This window comes from Methylovorus mays, from assembly GCF_020531915.1.
Classification (GTDB): domain Bacteria; phylum Pseudomonadota; class Gammaproteobacteria; order Burkholderiales; family Methylophilaceae; genus Methylovorus; species Methylovorus mays.
In genome coordinates this window covers 424,481-442,006 of sequence record NZ_JAJAVG010000004.1, presented here as the reverse complement: position 1 = coordinate 442,006, position 17,526 = coordinate 424,481, and the positions used below count along the sequence as shown (strand labels likewise).

9 protein-coding genes are annotated in these 17,526 nt (G+C 54.2%); 3 read left to right on the top strand and 6 right to left on the bottom strand.

Annotation, left to right across the window (positions count from 1 at the left end; all coding sequences use genetic code 11):
- Position 1: 1 nt before the first annotated feature.
- On the bottom strand, positions 2–637 hold the full coding sequence (locus LG203_RS04385) for a DedA family protein (protein WP_230344657.1): 636 nt from the start codon (positions 635–637) through the stop codon (positions 2–4).
- Positions 638–801: 164 nt separating this feature from the next.
- Between LG203_RS04385 and LG203_RS04380 the strand changes: the two genes are divergently transcribed.
- Together LG203_RS04380 and LG203_RS14410 are read left to right on the top strand one after the other, a co-directional pair.
- Complete coding sequence (locus tag LG203_RS04380) at positions 802–1,713, top strand: choice-of-anchor A family protein (protein ID WP_230344656.1); 912 nt, start codon at positions 802–804, stop codon at positions 1,711–1,713.
- A gap of 312 nt (positions 1,714–2,025) precedes the next feature.
- The gene (locus tag LG203_RS14410) at positions 2,026–4,635 is read left to right on the top strand and encodes a beta strand repeat-containing protein (RefSeq protein ID WP_328486486.1); all 2,610 of its coding nucleotides are present in this window, start codon (positions 2,026–2,028) and stop codon (positions 4,633–4,635) included.
- 143 nt (positions 4,636–4,778) lie between these two features.
- Here the strand turns inward: LG203_RS14410 and mfd are convergent, their stop codons facing one another.
- From mfd to LG203_RS04340, 5 genes are all read right to left on the bottom strand, one after another.
- Positions 4,779–8,204: a transcription-repair coupling factor gene (mfd, locus tag LG203_RS04360; RefSeq protein WP_230344655.1), complete on the bottom strand. Its 3,426-nt coding sequence runs from the start codon at positions 8,202–8,204 to the stop codon at positions 4,779–4,781.
- Between the two features lie 256 nt (positions 8,205–8,460).
- The gene (locus tag LG203_RS04355; protein WP_230344654.1) at positions 8,461–8,835 is read right to left on the bottom strand and encodes a DUF2934 domain-containing protein; all 375 of its coding nucleotides are present in this window, start codon (positions 8,833–8,835) and stop codon (positions 8,461–8,463) included.
- 1 nt (position 8,836) lies between these two features.
- Positions 8,837–10,312, bottom strand: a complete 1,476-nt coding sequence (gene tldD, locus LG203_RS04350) for a metalloprotease TldD (protein WP_230344653.1) — start codon at positions 10,310–10,312, stop codon at positions 8,837–8,839.
- A 159-nt stretch (positions 10,313–10,471) separates the two neighbouring features.
- A complete protein-coding gene (locus LG203_RS04345; RefSeq protein WP_230344652.1) occupies positions 10,472–11,332 on the bottom strand; it encodes a carbon-nitrogen hydrolase family protein in 861 nt (286 codons plus the stop codon).
- Positions 11,333–11,447: 115 nt separating this feature from the next.
- The gene (locus LG203_RS04340; RefSeq protein ID WP_230344651.1) at positions 11,448–15,356 is read right to left on the bottom strand and encodes a YhdP family protein; all 3,909 of its coding nucleotides are present in this window, start codon (positions 15,354–15,356) and stop codon (positions 11,448–11,450) included.
- 240 nt (positions 15,357–15,596) lie between these two features.
- On the opposite strand from LG203_RS04340, the gene LG203_RS04335 reads away from it, so the two are divergent.
- Entirely contained in the window at positions 15,597–17,498 is a 1,902-nt protein-coding gene (locus LG203_RS04335) for an ATP-binding cassette domain-containing protein (RefSeq protein WP_230344650.1), read from the top strand.
- Positions 17,499–17,526 lie beyond the last annotated feature (28 nt).

Below are 17,526 nucleotides of genomic sequence, written 5' to 3'. Positions count from 1 at the left end.
TTTAGTCATGATGTTGGTGCACACGCTGCACGGCTTTTAAGTGGCGGCGCACATACCACACCAGAAAAATAACTCCGGCGATGACCAGTACGATATGAAACTCGTGGAAATACACCTTTAGCTGATCCCAGTGCTGACCAAACTTCATGCCGGCATAGGCCAGAAGACCGCACCAAAGCACAGAGCCGGTAAAAGTGTAGAAAATGAATTTGCCCATATTCATGCGGGCAATCCCTGCTGGGAAGGCAATAAACGTCCGTACGGCCGGTAGCAGGCGGCCGATGAAAATCGTGATTTCACCGTGCTTTTCAAACCAGCGGTCAGCCAATGCCAGATCATGGTGCGAAATCAGCAGCCATTTGCCATACTTGTGCACCAGCGGGCGGCCGCCATACATGCCCAGATAATAGGCTGGGATAGAGCCAATCACACATCCCACTGCGCCTGCCAACGCCACCCCCCACAAAGTCAGCTCCCCTGTATAAACCAGATACCCCGCAAAAGGCATGATGATCTCCGAGGGGAGGGGGATACATGCGGATTCAATGGCCATCAGTAAAGCCACGCCACCATAGCCCAGTGTTGAAATGACAAGAATGATCCATGACGCCACCATGGCAATAAGTTTTTCGAACATTGTGTGAGGGCCTTAACATCGTTTTAAATTTGGAGCTTGTATCATACCGGGAACGTGTAAATGGATTATGCATAAAATTTACATATCAAACATGGTATGGTAATTGCTTTTGCTGTAATGAGTAAACGAGTGACGCCCAAAGGGTAATTGCGAAGGGGAGTGAAATGAAATTCTTAAGTATGGTTTTTATGGTAGCTGCGCTTTTTTCACAGCATGCAGTCGCCGAAACAGTTGATCTTGGTGTGGCAAGCAACTATAACGTCTTTGTGTTCGATAGTTATAAAAGCACAGGCTGGAGTTCTATCGGCGGTGCAGTTGCCGTTGGCGGGAATGCTGATATTACCTCATCGAGTATCGCCAACTCGGCTGCCAATGCTTATGGTCTGGTGGTTGGAGGCAACCTTACCAAGACCTATGGTGGCGTGAATGGCACTACCTGGGTTGGCGGGACGGTTAGCAAACCACAGTGGGACTCTTACAACAGTTATTCCATTGATACCGCCCCCATTGATTTTGTGGCGGCGAAAACATCTCTTACCAGCCTTTCCGATACCCTGGCAGCCACGACTGCGACGGGTAGCGCAGCTTACAGCTATGGTACAAATGGCACCTTGACCGGTACTGGTTCAAGTGTTGAATATTTTTCGCTGAGCGGAAGCGATCTCTCCAGCATTACCAATTGGGATTTTGCCAATGTGCTGGCGGGCGCTACCTTAATCATCAATGTTTCAGGTAGCAGCATCAGCCTTACTGGTGGATGGTCCGGTTTCAGCAACTATAACGTCCTGTTCAATTTCTACGATGCGACGACAGTGAACCTCAGCAACATTAGCTTTGCCGCCAGCATTCTGGCGGTTGATGCCACGATCACGGGCAGTGGTGGTAATGTCACGGGTACCGTGGTGGCAAATAGCTGGAACAATTCATTGACGTTGGCAAATGATACATTCAATGCATTTGAGGTGGCGACTTCCCCCGTTATCCCTAGCACCGTACCAGAGCCTCATCCGCTTATATTGTTGCTGATGGGCCTTGCCATGATTTTTGGATATCGTAGATATAAAAAGAGGCTTTAAAGTCGCTTCTTTGCGCAAGAGTTAATCAAACTCCAGCATTACTTAAAACAACAAAGGCCGCAATTGCGGCCTTTGTTGTTTTAGCAAATATCTTTCAAGCGCATTAACAAAACAGTGTGAATGAATTTTCAGGCATCTCATCAATCTCGGGAGATTTTCCCGAAGCGTGGCTAACGCAGATTTAAGGGGGTCGGCGGGGCTTCTGAATTAACGCAGGAAAGTATTGGTCCATTTGGAATATTGTGTTTGTAATAATCTGTTGGCATAGTCTCGCTTAACAAAAATTAACAATATTCTTAAGGGTGGTTTATCTTGGCTAATATTTCCTATAGCTCTTTGTCGGCATTCAGCTTTTCTGAAATTAATGCCCAGTTGGAAGCGGCTGGCACGCGTTTGGACAACCTTGGCTCTACCTTGGAGGCGCTAGACGATGAAACGGTATATATCTATAGCTATAGCAATACCAGGGTTGATGCATCCTGGGGAAGCTGGGATGCCACAATCAAAGGCAGTAACTTTGAGAGCGGGAGCGTATCCAGAATAACCATCAGCAGTGTTTCACTGGTGAATTGGGATAGCACGCGTTTTTCATTTGCCGGAAATCTGAATCTGAATACTGGCGGAACGATTACCTCGATGTCTTACACCAGTAGTGATGGTGCCACTTCGTTTAAATTCCAAGGCAGTTTCAAGCTGAATAGCGAACTTGAGTTTGCGAGCGCCAAATTAACTTCCTTCACGGTGACTTCAGGTGGCATTACCCTGACGGTAAGTGGCAATTTCACATTTGATGATACTACGTCAGAAATTACGGCTGGAACCGTGACCGGAGTGTCGTTAAGCAATGGCGTAGATACATTCTCTGCCAATGGTCTGTCGATGAGCTATAGCGAATTTGATGCTTTGACCGAAGATACCGGTAGCGTGGCGTTGCTGTTTGATGCGATAAGCAAAGTGGGCAATGACAGCATCGTTGGCGGAAGTGTTAATGACAGTATGGCCGGAGAGGCCGGCAACGACACGCTACGGGGTGGTGATGGTGCTGACACGCTGGATGGAGGCGTTGGCGCAGACAGTCTGGTGGGCGGCGCAGGTAATGATTTTTATGTTGTTGATTCCATCAAAGATAAAGTGGTGGAGGGCAAAGACCTGGGTATTGATAGCATCGAGTCCTCGGTGAGCTACACCCTGGGGTCCAACATCGAAGACCTCACTCTTACTGGTAGCCTGGATATCAATGCGACGGGCAATACCCTGGCGAATATCCTCATTGGTAATAGCGGTGCGAATATCCTGAATGGTGGTATAGGTGCCGATACCATGCAGGGCGGTGACGGTGATGATACCTACCTGGTGGATCAGATTGGGGACGTGGTAACGGAGTCCGAGAATGAAGGTACCGATACCATCCGTATTGCGATCGCCACCAAGGGCGGCAGCTACAGCCTGGGTGATCATGTCGAGAACGGGGTATTGACCAACAGCGTTGCCTTCAGCCTGATTGGCAATGATTTGAATAACACCCTGACCGGGAATGCCGCGGCTAACACGCTGGAAGGTGGCATCGGCAATGACAGCCTGCTGGGAGCTGCAGGCAATGACAGTCTTCTGGGTGGCGCTGGCGATGACATGCTGGATGGCGGGATTGGCAATGACACCATGGACGGTGGTGAAGGCAGCGACGTTTACTTTGTTAATGCCACAGGCGATGTGATTGCCGATAGCGGAACGGGGGGGGCGGACATTGATGTTGTGCAAAGCGCAGTCAATTACACCCTTAATAATTGGGTAGAAAACCTGGTATTGACCGGCAAGGGAAACCTCTCTGGTACGGGTAGCGACCAGCAAAATGTCATCACAGGCAACACCGGAGCCAACCGGCTGGATGGCGGTGCAGGGGATGACACCCTGTACGGTGGCCTTGGTGCAGACACCCTGATCGGTGGCTTGGGCGCCGATCAGCTGGAAGGAGGTGCCGGCAATGACATCTACGAAGTGGATGATATTGGCGACGACGTCATCGAGTTGGCAAACGAAGGCACCGATCTGGTTAATGCCTCTATCGATTACACCCTGGGCGACTATCTTGAAAACCTGACATTAACCGGCACAGCCCATATCGATGCGACCGGCAACAGCCTGAACAACACCCTGATTGGTAACGAAGGCAATAACGTATTAACCGGAGGGGCCGGAGTTGATGTGCTGAAGGGCGGCAAGGGTAACGACATCTACCAGGTTAACCTGATCTCCAGTGGCTCTGGCAGCAAGACGGTGGCCAAGCTGGAAGACAGCATTAGCGAAGCCACCACTGCCAGTGGCGGGGATGACACGCTAACGTTACAAGGCACAGTGAGCGGACTCAGCAAAGCCACAGTGCTGACACTGGCATCGGGTCTTGAGCATCTGGATGCGAGTGGTACGGGGGATAGCTGGCTGAACCTGACGGGCAATGCAGCCAATAATGCACTCACGGGTAATGATGCCAATAATATCCTCCGGGGTCTGGCAGGCAATGACAGCCTGAACGGCGGCGACGGTGCAGACACGCTGTATGGCGGGTTGGGGAATGATGCGCTTACTGGTGGGGAGGGTGCCGACGTGTTTGTGTTTGACAGCAAGCTGGGCGCAGCCAATGTAGATACGATTGACGACTTCGAAGTAGGCGTGGACAAGTTGCAATTAAGCAAAACTATCTTCAGCAAGTTTACGGTAGCTGGTGGTGTCAGTGATGAGAATCTGCTGATTACAAACAATAGTTCACAGGCGCTGGATGCCAATGACTATCTGATATTTGACGCCACTGACGGCAGCCTTTACTACGACAAGGATGGCAATGGTGCAGGAGTCGCGGTCAAATTTGCGACACTTGCAGATCTGAGCGGCACGCTGACAGTGGATGACTTTATTGTTGGCGCCTGAACATGGCATTAATCCGCTAATGGCTGGCAGATAGCATTTTTAAGCAAACATGCCAATGTTGATTGGCATTCCATCCTGACGTAATCGGAGTATGCAGCTTTACCAGAAAGGTTTTATGGTAAAGCTGCATACTTCTCGGATCATCATCCCGTGGTTAAAGCTCGCATAACATGAGTGATCGCAGCAGAACGATCCGAGATGGTTGCTGTGAGCACATTCACTCTCAGCTTATCAGGCCCGTTCATACGGCAGCGGCGGTCCCTTTGTAATAGGCTGACCAGTTTGGTGGGGTCAAGCTCGCTGGTCTGGCTGAACGTCAACTGGACCGCGCTATCGCTGGCATCAATCTTCGTAATGCCAAGTGGTTTGGCGGCGATACGCAGGCGATGGCAGGCGATCAAAGCTTCGCCTTGTTCGGGGAGTATGCCAAAACGGTCGATCAGTTCTTCCTGCATGGTGTCGAGGTCGTCGTCGTTGTCGCAGTTGGCGAGGCGTTTATAGAGGACCAGTCGCTCGTGCACATCGGGACAGTAATCATTCGGTAGCAGGGCGGGGGTATGCAGGTTGATTTCGGTGGTGACGCCCAGCGGGGCATTGATGTCCGGTTCCTTGCCAGCCTTTAATTGCTTTACCGCGTGGTTCAGCATGTCGGAGTAGAGGGAAAATCCGATCTCCTGCATTTCGCCGCTTTGTGAGTCACCCAGCAGTTCCCCAGCGCCGCGGATTTCCAGGTCATGCATGGCCAGGTGGAAACCAGCGCCAAGATCTTCCAGTAACTGAATCGCATCCAGACGCTTTTGCGCCTGTGGTGTGATGTTGCGGTCGGGGTCGGTCAGCAGATACGCATAGGCCTGATGATGTGAGCGGCCGACGCGGCCACGCAACTGATGCAGCTGCGCCAGGCCGAACATATCGGCCCGGTTCATGATGATGGTGTTGGCGGTGGGCACATCAATGCCGGTTTCAATAATGGTGGTGCAGAGCAGCAGGTTGAACCGTTGCTGGTAGAAGTCGCGCATGACATGCTCGAGTTCACGTTCGCGCAGCTGACCATGGGCAATGCCAATGCGGGCTTCTGGCAGGATGCGCTCCAGCTTTTCTTTCATCACGAAAATGGTATCGACTTCGTTATGCAGGAAGTACACCTGGCCGCCGCGCTTGAATTCGCGCATGGCGGCTTCGCGGATAATGCCTTCGGAATAGTGCGTGGCAAAGGTTTTGATCGCCAGGCGCTTTTGCGGCGGCGTGGTGATAACTGAAAACTCGCGCAGCCCCTCCATCGCCATGGATAGCGTGCGGGGAATAGGGGTGGCCGTCAGCGTTAGTACATCCACTTCGGCGCGCATGGCTTTCAGCTGTTCTTTTTGGCGCACGCCAAAACGATGCTCTTCATCAAGGATGACGAGGCCAAGGTTCTTGAACTTCACATCTTTCTGGATCAGGCGGTGCGTGCCGATGATGATGTCGATATTGCCGTCTTCCAACCCCTTGATCGCTTCTGCTTGCTCTTTCGCCGTGCGGAAACGCGAGATTTCGGCGATCTTGATCGGCCAGTCGGCAAAGCGGTCGGCAAAGTTGTTGTAATGCTGCTCGGCCAACAGGGTGGTCGGCACCAGCACGGCGACCTGGCGCCCGCCCATGACGGCGACAAACGCGGCGCGCAGGGCGACCTCGGTCTTGCCAAAGCCCACATCGCCGCATACCAGGCGATCCATCGGCCTGCCGGATTGCATGTCGCTGATGACTGCCTCAATGGCGGAGAGTTGATCCGGTGTTTCTTCAAACGGGAAGCCTTCAGCAAAAGCTTCGTAATCCTGCAGGGTGAGGGTAAACGCATGGCCCTTGCGTGCGGCGCGCTGGGCATACAGGTTAAGCAGCTCAGCCGCCGTATCACGGATTTGCTTGAGGGCTTTTTTCTTGGCTTTTTCCCATTGACCGCTGCCCAGTCTGTGCAGGGGCGCTGATTCCGGTGGCCCGCCCGAGTAGCGCGAGATCAGGAATAACTGGGAAACCGGCACGTAAAGCTTGTCATCCCCTGCATATTCCAGCAGCAGGAATTCGGTTTCGCCCTCGCCAAAGTCGAGATTGACCAGGCCTTTGTAGCGGCCCACGCCGTGCTGTTCGTGTACCACGGGGTCTTGTTCGCGCAGCTCGGATAAATCCTTGAGCATGCCTTCGGTGTTGCGTGATTTTTCTTTTTCGCGGCGACGCTGCTGGCGCACGGTGGCCGCATAAAGCTCAGCTTCAGTGATGATGCAGAAATTATCGGCGACGAAGCCGCCGTGCAATGCCGCAACGCCCAGCATGACACGTGCATCGCCCTGCTGAAACTCTTCCCAGGAGTTGCCATGGCCATCGCCACAGGCGGAAAACGGCACTTGATGATCGCTGAATAGCTGGGCCATGGTCTCGCGGCGACCCAGGCTTTCAGCGGCAATCAGAACGCGGCCTTTATATTTCTTGATGAATTCCTGCAGCTTGTGCAGCGGATGATCGGCGCGGCGCTCGATTTCCAGCGCCGGCAAACCGCTGGCGGTTTCTGTGGTGAGCTGAATTCGGCCCCAGGCATGGGTGCGGGCAAAAAAATCTTCGGTTTTGAGCAGCAATACCTCCGGCTGGAGGATAGGCCGCTCAGGATCATGCGCCAGCTGGCGGTAGCGTGACTGTGCATCGCGCCAGAAGCCCTGGGCAGCATGGTCGATATTGCCGTGCATGCAGAGAATCGCGCTGGCTGGCAGGTAGTCCAACACCGTCGCCGTCTCCTCAAAAAACAGTGGCAGATACCACTCAATGCCACCGCTGGCGATGCCTTTGCTCACATCCTTGTAAATGCGGCTACGTGATGGATCGCCTTCAAAGGTTTCGCGGAAATTCTGTCTGAAGCGGCTGATGCCAGCTTCATCCAATGGAAATTCGCGTGCCGGCAGCAGCCGAATCTCGCTAACCGGATAAACACTGCGCTGGGTATCGACATCGAAGGTGCGGATGGTCTCGATTTCATCATCGAATAAATCAAGACGGTAGGGCAGGCTGCTCCCCATGGGGAACAGATCCACCAGCCCGCCCCGCACGCTGAATTCGCCCGGGCTCATCACCTGGCTGACATGGTGATAGCCCGCTTCTGCACACTGGGTGCGCAAGGCTTCCAGGTCCAGGCGCTGGTTTTTCTTCAGCATGAAGGTATGTGCAGCCAGATAGGCATTTGGCGGCACCCGGATCAGGGCCGTAGATACCGGCACGATAATGACATCGCAGGTGTTCTGGCTGATCTGGTACAAGGTGGCCAGGCGCTCTGAAATCAGGTCAGGATGCGGTGAGAAATGATCATACGGCAGGGTTTCCCAGTCCGGCATCATATGCACGCTGAGGTCGGCTGCGAACCAGGGCATCTCTTCCAGCAGACACTGCGCCTCAAATGCGCTCGCACAGAGGATCACCAGCGGCGTGCGCTCAGGCTTTTGCTTAAGCTGGCGCGCGAGCTGTGCCAGAGCCAGGCTGTCGAGACCGGTTGGCAAAGGTTTGATACGTTCGGAGGAGCCAGACGCCGGGATGGGCAGGGAAAACTGCATGAAAAAACCGCAAATGAATGAATAACAAATGCATTATAGCCGCTTGCGGCAAGCTGCGGCTATGCAAGCGGCACTATACAAAGGCTCCGATACGGAATAGCAAGACCAGAACACAGTCACGATGCGTATGTGTTGGATGGAAAGTTAAGCATAGGGAAATGCTGCGGCGAACGGTGACGCAGCAATCCCAGTGCATCTATCCTTAATGCAACCTGCTCTAAACCAGACTGCTCGGCTTGACCCGGCCAGGGGGCTACTAGCCTAGCAGTTGGCTGATCTGTGCTTCTGCCTGCTCCCAGTATTCGACAGGGTTACCCTTGAAGCCATTGCGTTCCGCCAGGAAATAGGCGGCAACTTCGGTCATTTTGTAGCGCTCTTCTGCGCTGATTTTGCGGGGTGAGGATTTGGTTTTTGCCGAAGCAGCCTTGGCTGTGGCAGTTTTTTTAGGGGTGGTTTTTTTGACCGCCGTTTCTGCTGCTTTGGCAGCAGTCGCTTTTTTTACGGCAGGTTTCTTTTCTTCGCTTGATTTCGATACAGCCATTTCCGTTCCTTTCGTTAAGAGGGACTTCCATGATGCATGCAGCGTTTGCGCTGCGTTGGAGGCAAGGCGGGTAAGCCTTGCCTCCATCATATTAAAGCGTTCCGCCTACCGTCAAGCCGTCGATGCGCAGGGTGGGTTGGCCTACGCCTACCGGTACGCTCTGGCCTTCCTTGCCGCAGGTACCCACGCCGCTGTCGAGCGCCATATCGTTACCTATCATGGAAACGCGCTTCAGCACCTCAGGGCCATTGCCGATGAGCGTTGCGCCCTTGACGGGGTAGGTAAGCTTGCCGTCTTCAATCATCCAGGCTTCTGCGGCTGAGAACACGAATTTGCCGCTGGTAATGTCGACCTGACCGCCGCCAAAGTTGGCAGCATACAAGCCCTTTTTCACGGACTTGATGATGTCCTCCGGTGCCATATTGCCATTCAGCATGTAGGTGTTGGTCATGCGCGGCATGGGGATGTGCGCGTAGGACTCCCGGCGCGCATTGCCCGTCATCGGCATGCCCATCAGGCGGGCATTCAGGCTGTCCTGAATATAGCCGCGCAAAAAGCCGTCTTCAATCAGTACGGTGCGTTGGGTTGGGTTGCCTTCATCATCAATGTTGAGCGAGCCACGACGATTGGCGATGGTGCCATCATCCACCACCGTTACACCACGGGCTGCTACTTGCTGGCCAATGGCGTTGCTGAAGGCGGAGCTGCCCTTGCGGTTGAAGTCACCCTCCAGGCCATGTCCAATCGCCTCGTGCAGCAAGATGCCAGGCCAGCCTGAACCCAGCACCACGGTCATGCTGCCAGCGGGAGCCGGGCGTGCTTCCAGATTAACCAGGGCTTGATGCACGGCTTTCTGGGCGTAATCCTGCAACACCTCATCGGTGAAATAGGCATAGTCAAAACGACCGCCGCCGCCAGCCGAGCCTTGCTCGCGCCGGCCGTTAGCTTCTGCGATGACCTGAATCGACAGGCGCACCAGCGGACGTACATCGGCGGCCATCATGCCATCGTGACGGGCGATCATGATCACTTCATATTCGCCAGCGATGGAGGCCATGACCTGTGTGATCCGAGGGTCGGCTTTGCGTGCATAGCCTTCCAGGCGTTCAAGTAGTTTTACTTTTGCTTCGGCGCTCAATGAGGCAATCGGATCTTGCGGAATATAGAGCTGCGGTGCGTCAATCCGCTGGATCGCGCTAGTTGATTGCTCGGCGCCTATCGCAGCAATGGCCTTGGTGGCGTTGGCGGCTTGCTGCAGGGCGGGCAGATTGATGTCATCCGAGTAGGCAAAGGCGGTTTTTTCACCACTGACGGCGCGTACGCCTACGCCTTGGTCTATGCTGAAATTGCCGGATTTTACCTGGCCTTCTTCCAGACCCCAGCTTTCAGCCCGACTGTACTGGAAGTAGAGGTCGGCATAATCCACCTTGTGCGACATCATATTGCCCAGTACGCCTTGCAGGGCGGCCACATCAAGTCCGCTCGGCTGCAATAGCGTTTCGGTGGCGGTATCAAAATGGCTACCCGCTAAGGGGCTGGAACTGCTGGGTATCTGGTCAGGCTTCATGGCCGTTACTCTCTAAGGGACTATAGGTCAGAATATAACAGGGGAGCAGAGTTCCCCTGTTACGTATTTTCTGCAATTGTGACTCATTAAAGCCTGTGCTCAGGCGATAAGTTGTAGCGGTAAGTCTTTAAAGCGCAGTCTGTGGTGGGACCGACTGTTTTACAGGGTGCGATGCTTTAGCGCTGGCAGGCTGCCGCGCAGGCTGGCCTGATACCCTGCGTTCACCGAGGCAATCACGACGCCGGAACCACGTGGCAAGCGGTCGAGCACGACGCCCCATGGGTCTACGATCATGCTGTTGCCATGCGTCTCGCGGCCGGAGGCATGGTAACCGCCTTGCGCCGGAGCAATGACGTAACTCAGGTTTTCAATGGCGCGTGCCCGTACCAGGCTTTCCCAGTGGGCTTTGCCGGTGGTTTCGGTAAACGCCGATGGAACCACGATGATATCGACATCTTTCATTGCCCGGTAAAGCTCAGGGAAGCGCAGGTCATAGCAGATGGAAAGGCCGATTTTTCCGAATGGGGAGTCCAGCACCACGACTTTGTCGCCGGCTTCTATGGTGGTTTCTTCCCGATAATGCTCATTACCAAGATCAAGGCCGAACAGGTGAATCTTGTCGTAGCGAGCGACTTGCTTGCCTTTATCGTCAAACACCAGGCAGGCGTTGCGGACTTTATCCTCAGTGGAGGACTCCAGTGGAATAGAGCCGCCGATCAGCCAGATTTCGTGTTTCTTGGCGATTTTGGATAAAAAGCGCTGTATCGGGCCGCTGCCTTCTTTTTCACGAGCGGCCACCTTGTCAGTGTCGCGAATACCCATGATGGCAAAGTATTCCGGCAAGGCCACCAGTTTGGCGCCCTGGCCGACGGCGATTTCAATCAGCCGTTCTGCTTCGCTGAGGTTGGCGGAGACATTGGGCCCCGAGGCCATCTGAATGGCTGCCACCCGGACGATGCCAGGAGTAGGCGCTGCAGGTTTGCTGGATTTCACTACTTTTGCGCGAGATTTGATAGCCATCTTGATTCCGAACAATATTATCGTTTTTTATGGATGATACTTTATAGGTGCTGCTTTTTCATGGGTGATACATAGGATACGCCCATCCAGGATAGACGTAAGCCAGGCTGCCAGGTTATTTGCCGAGCGGACTCACCGCCGGAGTGGCAGGGGCACGTGTCCGGCTATCTCCTTTGAGCTCTTGCGGGTTATCCCATGTACCGCCGATTTCATACTCGTCAGCCGCCAATTGGTTGAGCGGATCTTTCAGCAGTTTTTGTGCAACATAGGCAGCAGCGCCAACTACCGGGCCACCGGCCAGTGCGGCAATGGAGAGACTGTCGCTCAGGTAAGGCGTCACCTTGATGTAAAGGTGCTGCGTTTCTTTTTGCAGATCCGTTTCTCCACGCATATCTACGCGCGCTGTCGGACCTTCCATGCGGAAATCATCGCTGCGCATCACGCCCTTGTCGATCTTGACGCTGCCGCCAATTTTATCGAATGTAAAGCCGCTACTGAAGACATCGCGGAAATCAAACGTCAGGCGGCGCGGCAGGTTTTGCAGACTCAGCATGCTGAACAAACGCCCAACGCCAGGCTGAATTTTCAGAATCTGTCCATGGCGCGCATCCAGTTGCAAGTTGCCGCTCAAGCCGGCAGAGTTGAACTCATGTGGACTGCCTGGCCATTTCAGCTGACCAGTCAGGTCGGCTTCGCCACCCTTGACGGTGCCGGGGTAGCCAAAGCGTTCCAGGGTCTTGCCCAAGTCCTTGATATCCCAGCTTAGCGTGATGCGTGTGTTGGGGCTGCGCTTCCAGTTGTGCCATTCGCCCTCGGCAGTCAAGGTGCTATCCGGGTTGATGATTTTGAGCTTTTCTATGCTCCAGTCGTCATTTTGCTCGCTGGCCTGTAGTTCCAGGCGCCCAAGTTTTTTGTTACCCATTTCGTAATTTTCCGCCACGATGTCCAGTGCTGGATATTGCTGCGCCTGTTGCTTGAAATCGCCCTGGGTGCGCAGTTCAGCGGTATTAGGAGTAGAGCTGGGGGAAATCAGATTTTTCAGTCGCGCAATGACCTTGCCATTGCCTGCGCTCAGCCACTGGATGTCGCCATTCATCTCATGGCTCTGTACATTGAGCTGCCAGCCACCGCTAATGGGACGCGCATTCAGTTTGAGACTGTTGATGCGTTTGTCAAAAATATCCAGGCGGTTAACTGTCAAATCCACCTTGGCAATCGGTGGTATGGCCGTACTGCTGCTTACGGTGGCCGCGGGTGCTGCTGTACCGTTGAGGCTAAGAGTGTTGCTGGTGCCTGTGCCGGCGGAGGTTTTGTCGGCCAGATTGCGCCATTCGTCGGCATCCAGCTGTTCCAGTACGGCGCGTATCGTAATGCCCGGTTGCGCGCTCTGGCTAGGCGACTCTGCTGGTGCATTTACTGCTATGTCGCCATGGTCTATCTTCATTTTTCCATTCAGCTCGGAGCGCAGGATTTTAGCGGTGATGAAATTTCCCAGCGCAACATTGAAGCTATCCTGAGCTGGCGTAGTTTGCCGTTTTTCAACATGCAAAGGCATGATGTCCGCCGGTGACTTGCTCAGTGGTGGTGGCAACGAGGAAGTAATGCCTACCAGGCTGGAATCTACCGTCACATTCAGTAATTTGTTCTGGATATGAATATCCCCATTCCAGTCGGTGCTTCCGGAAATGCGATCTGCCATGCCCGGCCCAAAGGCTTGGCGCAGACCAGCATCGTTGATGCGTCCGCGGGCGGTGATATGAACGGAATGGTCTTTGTTGGTCACCAGGTTGAGCACGGCTGGACCGCCATAAATCCAGTGGCTGACATTCTGCGCATGCAGTCCATTTTCTGTGAAGTCCAGCTTGCCATTGATGCGGGTGATCTCGGGAATCTCTTTGTCGCTCATGCTGCCATTTTTGATGGCGTAGCTGCCCTTTACCTTGGTGCTATTGGGGTCATGCAAGGGAATGGTCAGTTGCAGATTGAGCTTGCCATCACCCGATGTCACCAGGGTAGGTGTGAAGCCTTCCGCCAGATGCAGCAAGGGGCTGTTGTTGATGAATCGTATACCGTCACTCACCAGGCCGCTGGCTTCCCCCGTGATGTTGAGGATGGGCTCAGGGACATGCAAGCCAGGAATGGCAATATTGGCTTTGGTAATGCGGGTTCCCAGGATCGTGCCGTCGGAGGCATTCAATTCCATGCGATTACCTTCAAACAACATATCCAGCTTGATACCCAGGATTTTGGGCCAGCCCGGGGCGTAGTCCAGTTCACCGTCATTGATCTTGGCTGTCACACGGAACAGGCCGGTTTTATTATTCGGGTAAGGGAAGTCATGTAGATTGCCCTTGACCGTCACATTGATATCCTGGCCACGTCCTTTCAGGATCGCGCTATCCAGCCAGGCCAGCGTGTGTTCGCCCAGTATCTTGGGGTAGTAGAAGCGGGCATATTGCGCATCAGCCTGACCAAACTTCGCATTCAGGTCCAGATAGCCACCCTTGATGCCATTCATCAGGTAGTTGGCATTGATGGTTCCTGCCAGATGCGGATTGGCAATGGCGAAGTTCTTTACGCGAATGTCCAGGCCGTTTTTGCGATGGATCCATTTCACTTCGCCGCTCAGGCGGTCTGCAGGAATGGGCCAACGCATGACTTTTTCCAGCTCAATCGCTGCATTGCGCGCATTCAGCGTCAGCGTGCCGTTTTCCTCATCTGCATCCACACTGCCACTGAGGTTGCTGAAGCCGGGGAATTGCCGGAATGGCCGCATGCCCAGGTTACTGAACTTGCTGCGCAAGCTGTATTCCTGCGGAATGGTTTCGCTACCACGCCAGCTGATATCGACATTTTCCAGTTTGCCAGTGGGACTGATGTCCTGCAGATTTTGCTGCACGTTGTTTGGCAGTGGGATATAGCCCGCGAAGGTATTCAGCGTATCGAGTAAAATCTCATCCAGCCGAACGCGTCCTTCAGTCCATTGCTTGTCCTTGATCCAGCGCTCGCGGAGGCTGATATTGCCGTTTTGCATATCCAGGCCATCGGGCGTGTTGAGTTTGATCTTTTCGGCAGTGAATTCCTGCCCGTCTTTATGCTTGTCCCAGCTCAGGCGCCCAGACAAATGGTTGAGCGTGGCTTGTGGGCTGGTTGGCGACAAGCGCGTTTTAACATCGCTCAGGATGACGTCACTGACAATATTGCTGGGCTTGCCTTCGTCCAGGTGCAGCCAGAAACGGGCTGCACCGTAGCCTTCATAAAGATCAAACGGATACGAAATCCACTTCCGCCAGGCCGAGATGTCCGTGCCTTCCAGCTTGGCGTACACGGTGCCATTCCAGTCTTCAGGCTGGCTAATGTCTTTGCCATACAGATTGCCGCGAATATCGATAGGGGCCGATGAGCCTGCAGAAGGCAATGCACGCAGGCCAAACATGTGATGGCCGATCAGGCCTTTCCAGGCCGGGCTTACCACGCGCAGATTAAGCTGGGTCAGGCTGAGAGGAGGGGCTTTGCGCAACTCATCTTCCCATATGACGCTGGCATCCAGCACATCAATGCGCGACTGGCGCAATGCCCAGTTGGCAAATTGTGGGCGCGAAGGGCCGCCCATTGCGATGCCGGCGACATACAGGGTGCCTTGCGCGTCGCGGCGTATGGTCAGCGCTGGTTGGTATATCTCGATGCTGGAAAGCCTGGGCTCCAAAAGAGGAATGCTGAGCCAGGACAAGCTCGCTTCCACATGTCCAAGACTAAGGGCGGGGCGCTCTTCCGCATCATGAATATCCACGTTATACAGGCTAAGGTGGGGGTTGAGGCCATCCCAGCTGGCCTTGATTTCACCGATGCTGACTTTCTGGCCCATCGCGGCGGTGGCACGTGCTTCGATATCCGCCCGGTATTTGTCTATGTTGGGCAACACCAGATAACGCATGCTCAGAACCGCAGCCGCAAATACAAAGATGGCGAGCCACAAGGTGAGCAGGGTAAATCGGTAAACCCAAAACAGAGACTTTTTGACCATAATCTTTCAAAGCCGTACCTGTTAGCCGGTACGTATAGAGGGAGCGGTGCGCCGCAGTGCTAACAACCTGTGAGTATTTCATTTTCAATGCAGATTGGTCAACGCTTTAGACGATTAAATTGGCCATTGGCAGCGGGTTTCCGCCACTTTTGTTGGATAAGGCGGAAGCGTGAATACCCCGATTCATTTAAAATGACGCCTTTGGCCTTTTGACAAGGCACAGCAGATAAAGAGACCAGATTGATTCAATTCAAGAATCTCCACCTTACACGTGGCGTAAAAGTGCTGATTGAAGATGCCAGCTTCCAGTTGCATCCCGGCCATAAAGTCGGTTTGACTGGCGCCAATGGTGCGGGCAAGTCCAGTGTGTTTGCCATGTTGCGGGGTGAGTTGCACCCCGAGTCGGGTGACCTTGATATTCCTCCTCACTGGGTGATCGCGCATGTGGCGCAGGAAACCCCTGCGCTGCCGGATGCGGCCATCGAGTTTGTACTTGATGGGGATGCGGAATTGCGTCGCCTGGAGCATGAGGTGAAAGCAGCGGAAGAGGCACAAGACGGTGTGCGGCTGGGCGAATTGCATGCGCGCCTGGGTGAAATTGGTGCTTATGCGGCGCGGGCCCGTGCTGCCGAGCTGATGGATGGCCTGGGCTTTACTTCGGCGGACCTTGAGCGTCCGGTATCGGACTTTTCGGGCGGCTGGCGCGTGCGGCTGAATGTGGCGCGTGCATTGATGTGTCGCTCTGATTTGCTCTTGCTGGATGAGCCCACCAACCATTTGGACCTGGATGCGGTTATCTGGCTGGAGAGCTGGCTGAAAAGTTACCCGGGCACCTTATTGCTGATCTCGCATGATCGCGATTTTCTGGATGCGATTGTCAATCACATCGCGCATATTGAGCAGCAGAAATTCACGCTCTATCGTGGCGGTTATTCGGATTTTGAGCGGCAGCGTGCCGAGCGTCTGGCACAACAGCAATCTGTGTATGAGCGCCAGCAACGCGAAGTCGCCCACCTGCAAAGCTATATTGACCGTTTTCGCGCCAAGGCTACCAAAGCCCGGCAGGCCCAGAGTCGAATCAAGGCACTTGAGCGCATGGAGCTGATCAGTGCGGCGCATGCGGACAGTCCGTTTGGCTTCGAATTTCGTGCACCGTTGGCGACCCCAGATCCGTTGCTGGTACTGGACGACATGGCGGCTGGTTACGCAGGCAAGACCGTGCTGGATGATATAGCCCTGACCATACGGCCCGGTGAGCGTATTGGCCTGCTGGGTCGCAACGGAGCGGGTAAATCCACCCTGATCAAACTCCTTTCCAGCAGCATGCCTGCCCTGGGTGGCAAGCGGGTGGAAGGCAAAGAGCTCAGCATAGGCTATTTTGCCCAGCATCAGCTTGAGCAGCTCCGGGCCGATGAGTCTCCACTGCAGCATATGCTGAGACTTGACCCCCAAACGCGCGAGCAAGAGCATCGCAATTACCTGGGTGGCTTTGACTTTCGCGGCGACATGGCCAGTGCTCCTTGCGGGATGTTCTCTGGCGGTGAAAAGTCACGGCTGGCGCTGGCGCTTTTGATCTGGACTCGCCCGAATCTTTTGCTGCTGGATGAGCCGACCAATCATCTTGATCTCGAAATGCGCCATGCCTTGACGGTGGCCTTGCAGGCTTATGAGGGCGGCGTGGTGCTGGTTTCTCATGATCGAGCGTTGTTGCGTGCAAGCTGTGATCGCTTTGTCCTGGTCGCCGATGGCAAGGCGCAAGTATTCGATGGCGATCTGGAGGATTACCGAATCTGGCTCGCTGAGCAAAAAGCGCAGGACAAATTGCGCGCGCAGCCGCTACAAAACGAACTTGCGAAAAAGAACGATAAGGCCCAGAACAAGGCAGAGCGTCAGGCCAGGCTGGCTGAGCGCCGTCCACTGACCAAAGAAGCCGAGCAGCTGGAAAGTCGGATGGCGGAATGGCAAGAGCAAAAAGTGGCACTGGAGGCGCGCTTGGCCGATGGCGAGCTTTATAGTGCCAGCGACAAGAGCGAGCTGCAGCAGTTATTGAAAAAGCAGGCCGAGCTGGCCCAACAGATAGAGGCTGCCGAAGAACGCTGGCTGGAGGTCATGGCACAGTTGGAAAGCATGCCTGCGGCATAAAGCCTGGGCTGACTCATTACATAATTGA

Excerpts from the sequence above, each read along its gene's own strand:
- tldD (WP_230344653.1), bottom strand. The coding sequence starts at position 10,312 with ATGAAGCCTGACCAGATACCCAGCAGTTCCAGCCCCTTAGCGGGTAGC.
- LG203_RS04340 (WP_230344651.1), bottom strand. The coding sequence starts at position 15,356 with ATGGTCAAAAAGTCTCTGTTTTGGGTTTACCGATTTACCCTGCTCACC.
- mfd (WP_230344655.1), bottom strand. The coding sequence starts at position 8,204 with ATGCAGTTTTCCCTGCCCATCCCGGCGTCTGGCTCCTCCGAACGTATC.
- LG203_RS04345 (WP_230344652.1), bottom strand. The coding sequence starts at position 11,332 with ATGGCTATCAAATCTCGCGCAAAAGTAGTGAAATCCAGCAAACCTGCA.
- LG203_RS04355 (WP_230344654.1), bottom strand. The coding sequence starts at position 8,835 with ATGATGGAGGCAAGGCTTACCCGCCTTGCCTCCAACGCAGCGCAAACG.
- LG203_RS04385 (WP_230344657.1), bottom strand. The coding sequence starts at position 637 with ATGTTCGAAAAACTTATTGCCATGGTGGCGTCATGGATCATTCTTGTC.
- LG203_RS04380 (WP_230344656.1), top strand. The coding sequence starts at position 802 with ATGAAATTCTTAAGTATGGTTTTTATGGTAGCTGCGCTTTTTTCACAG.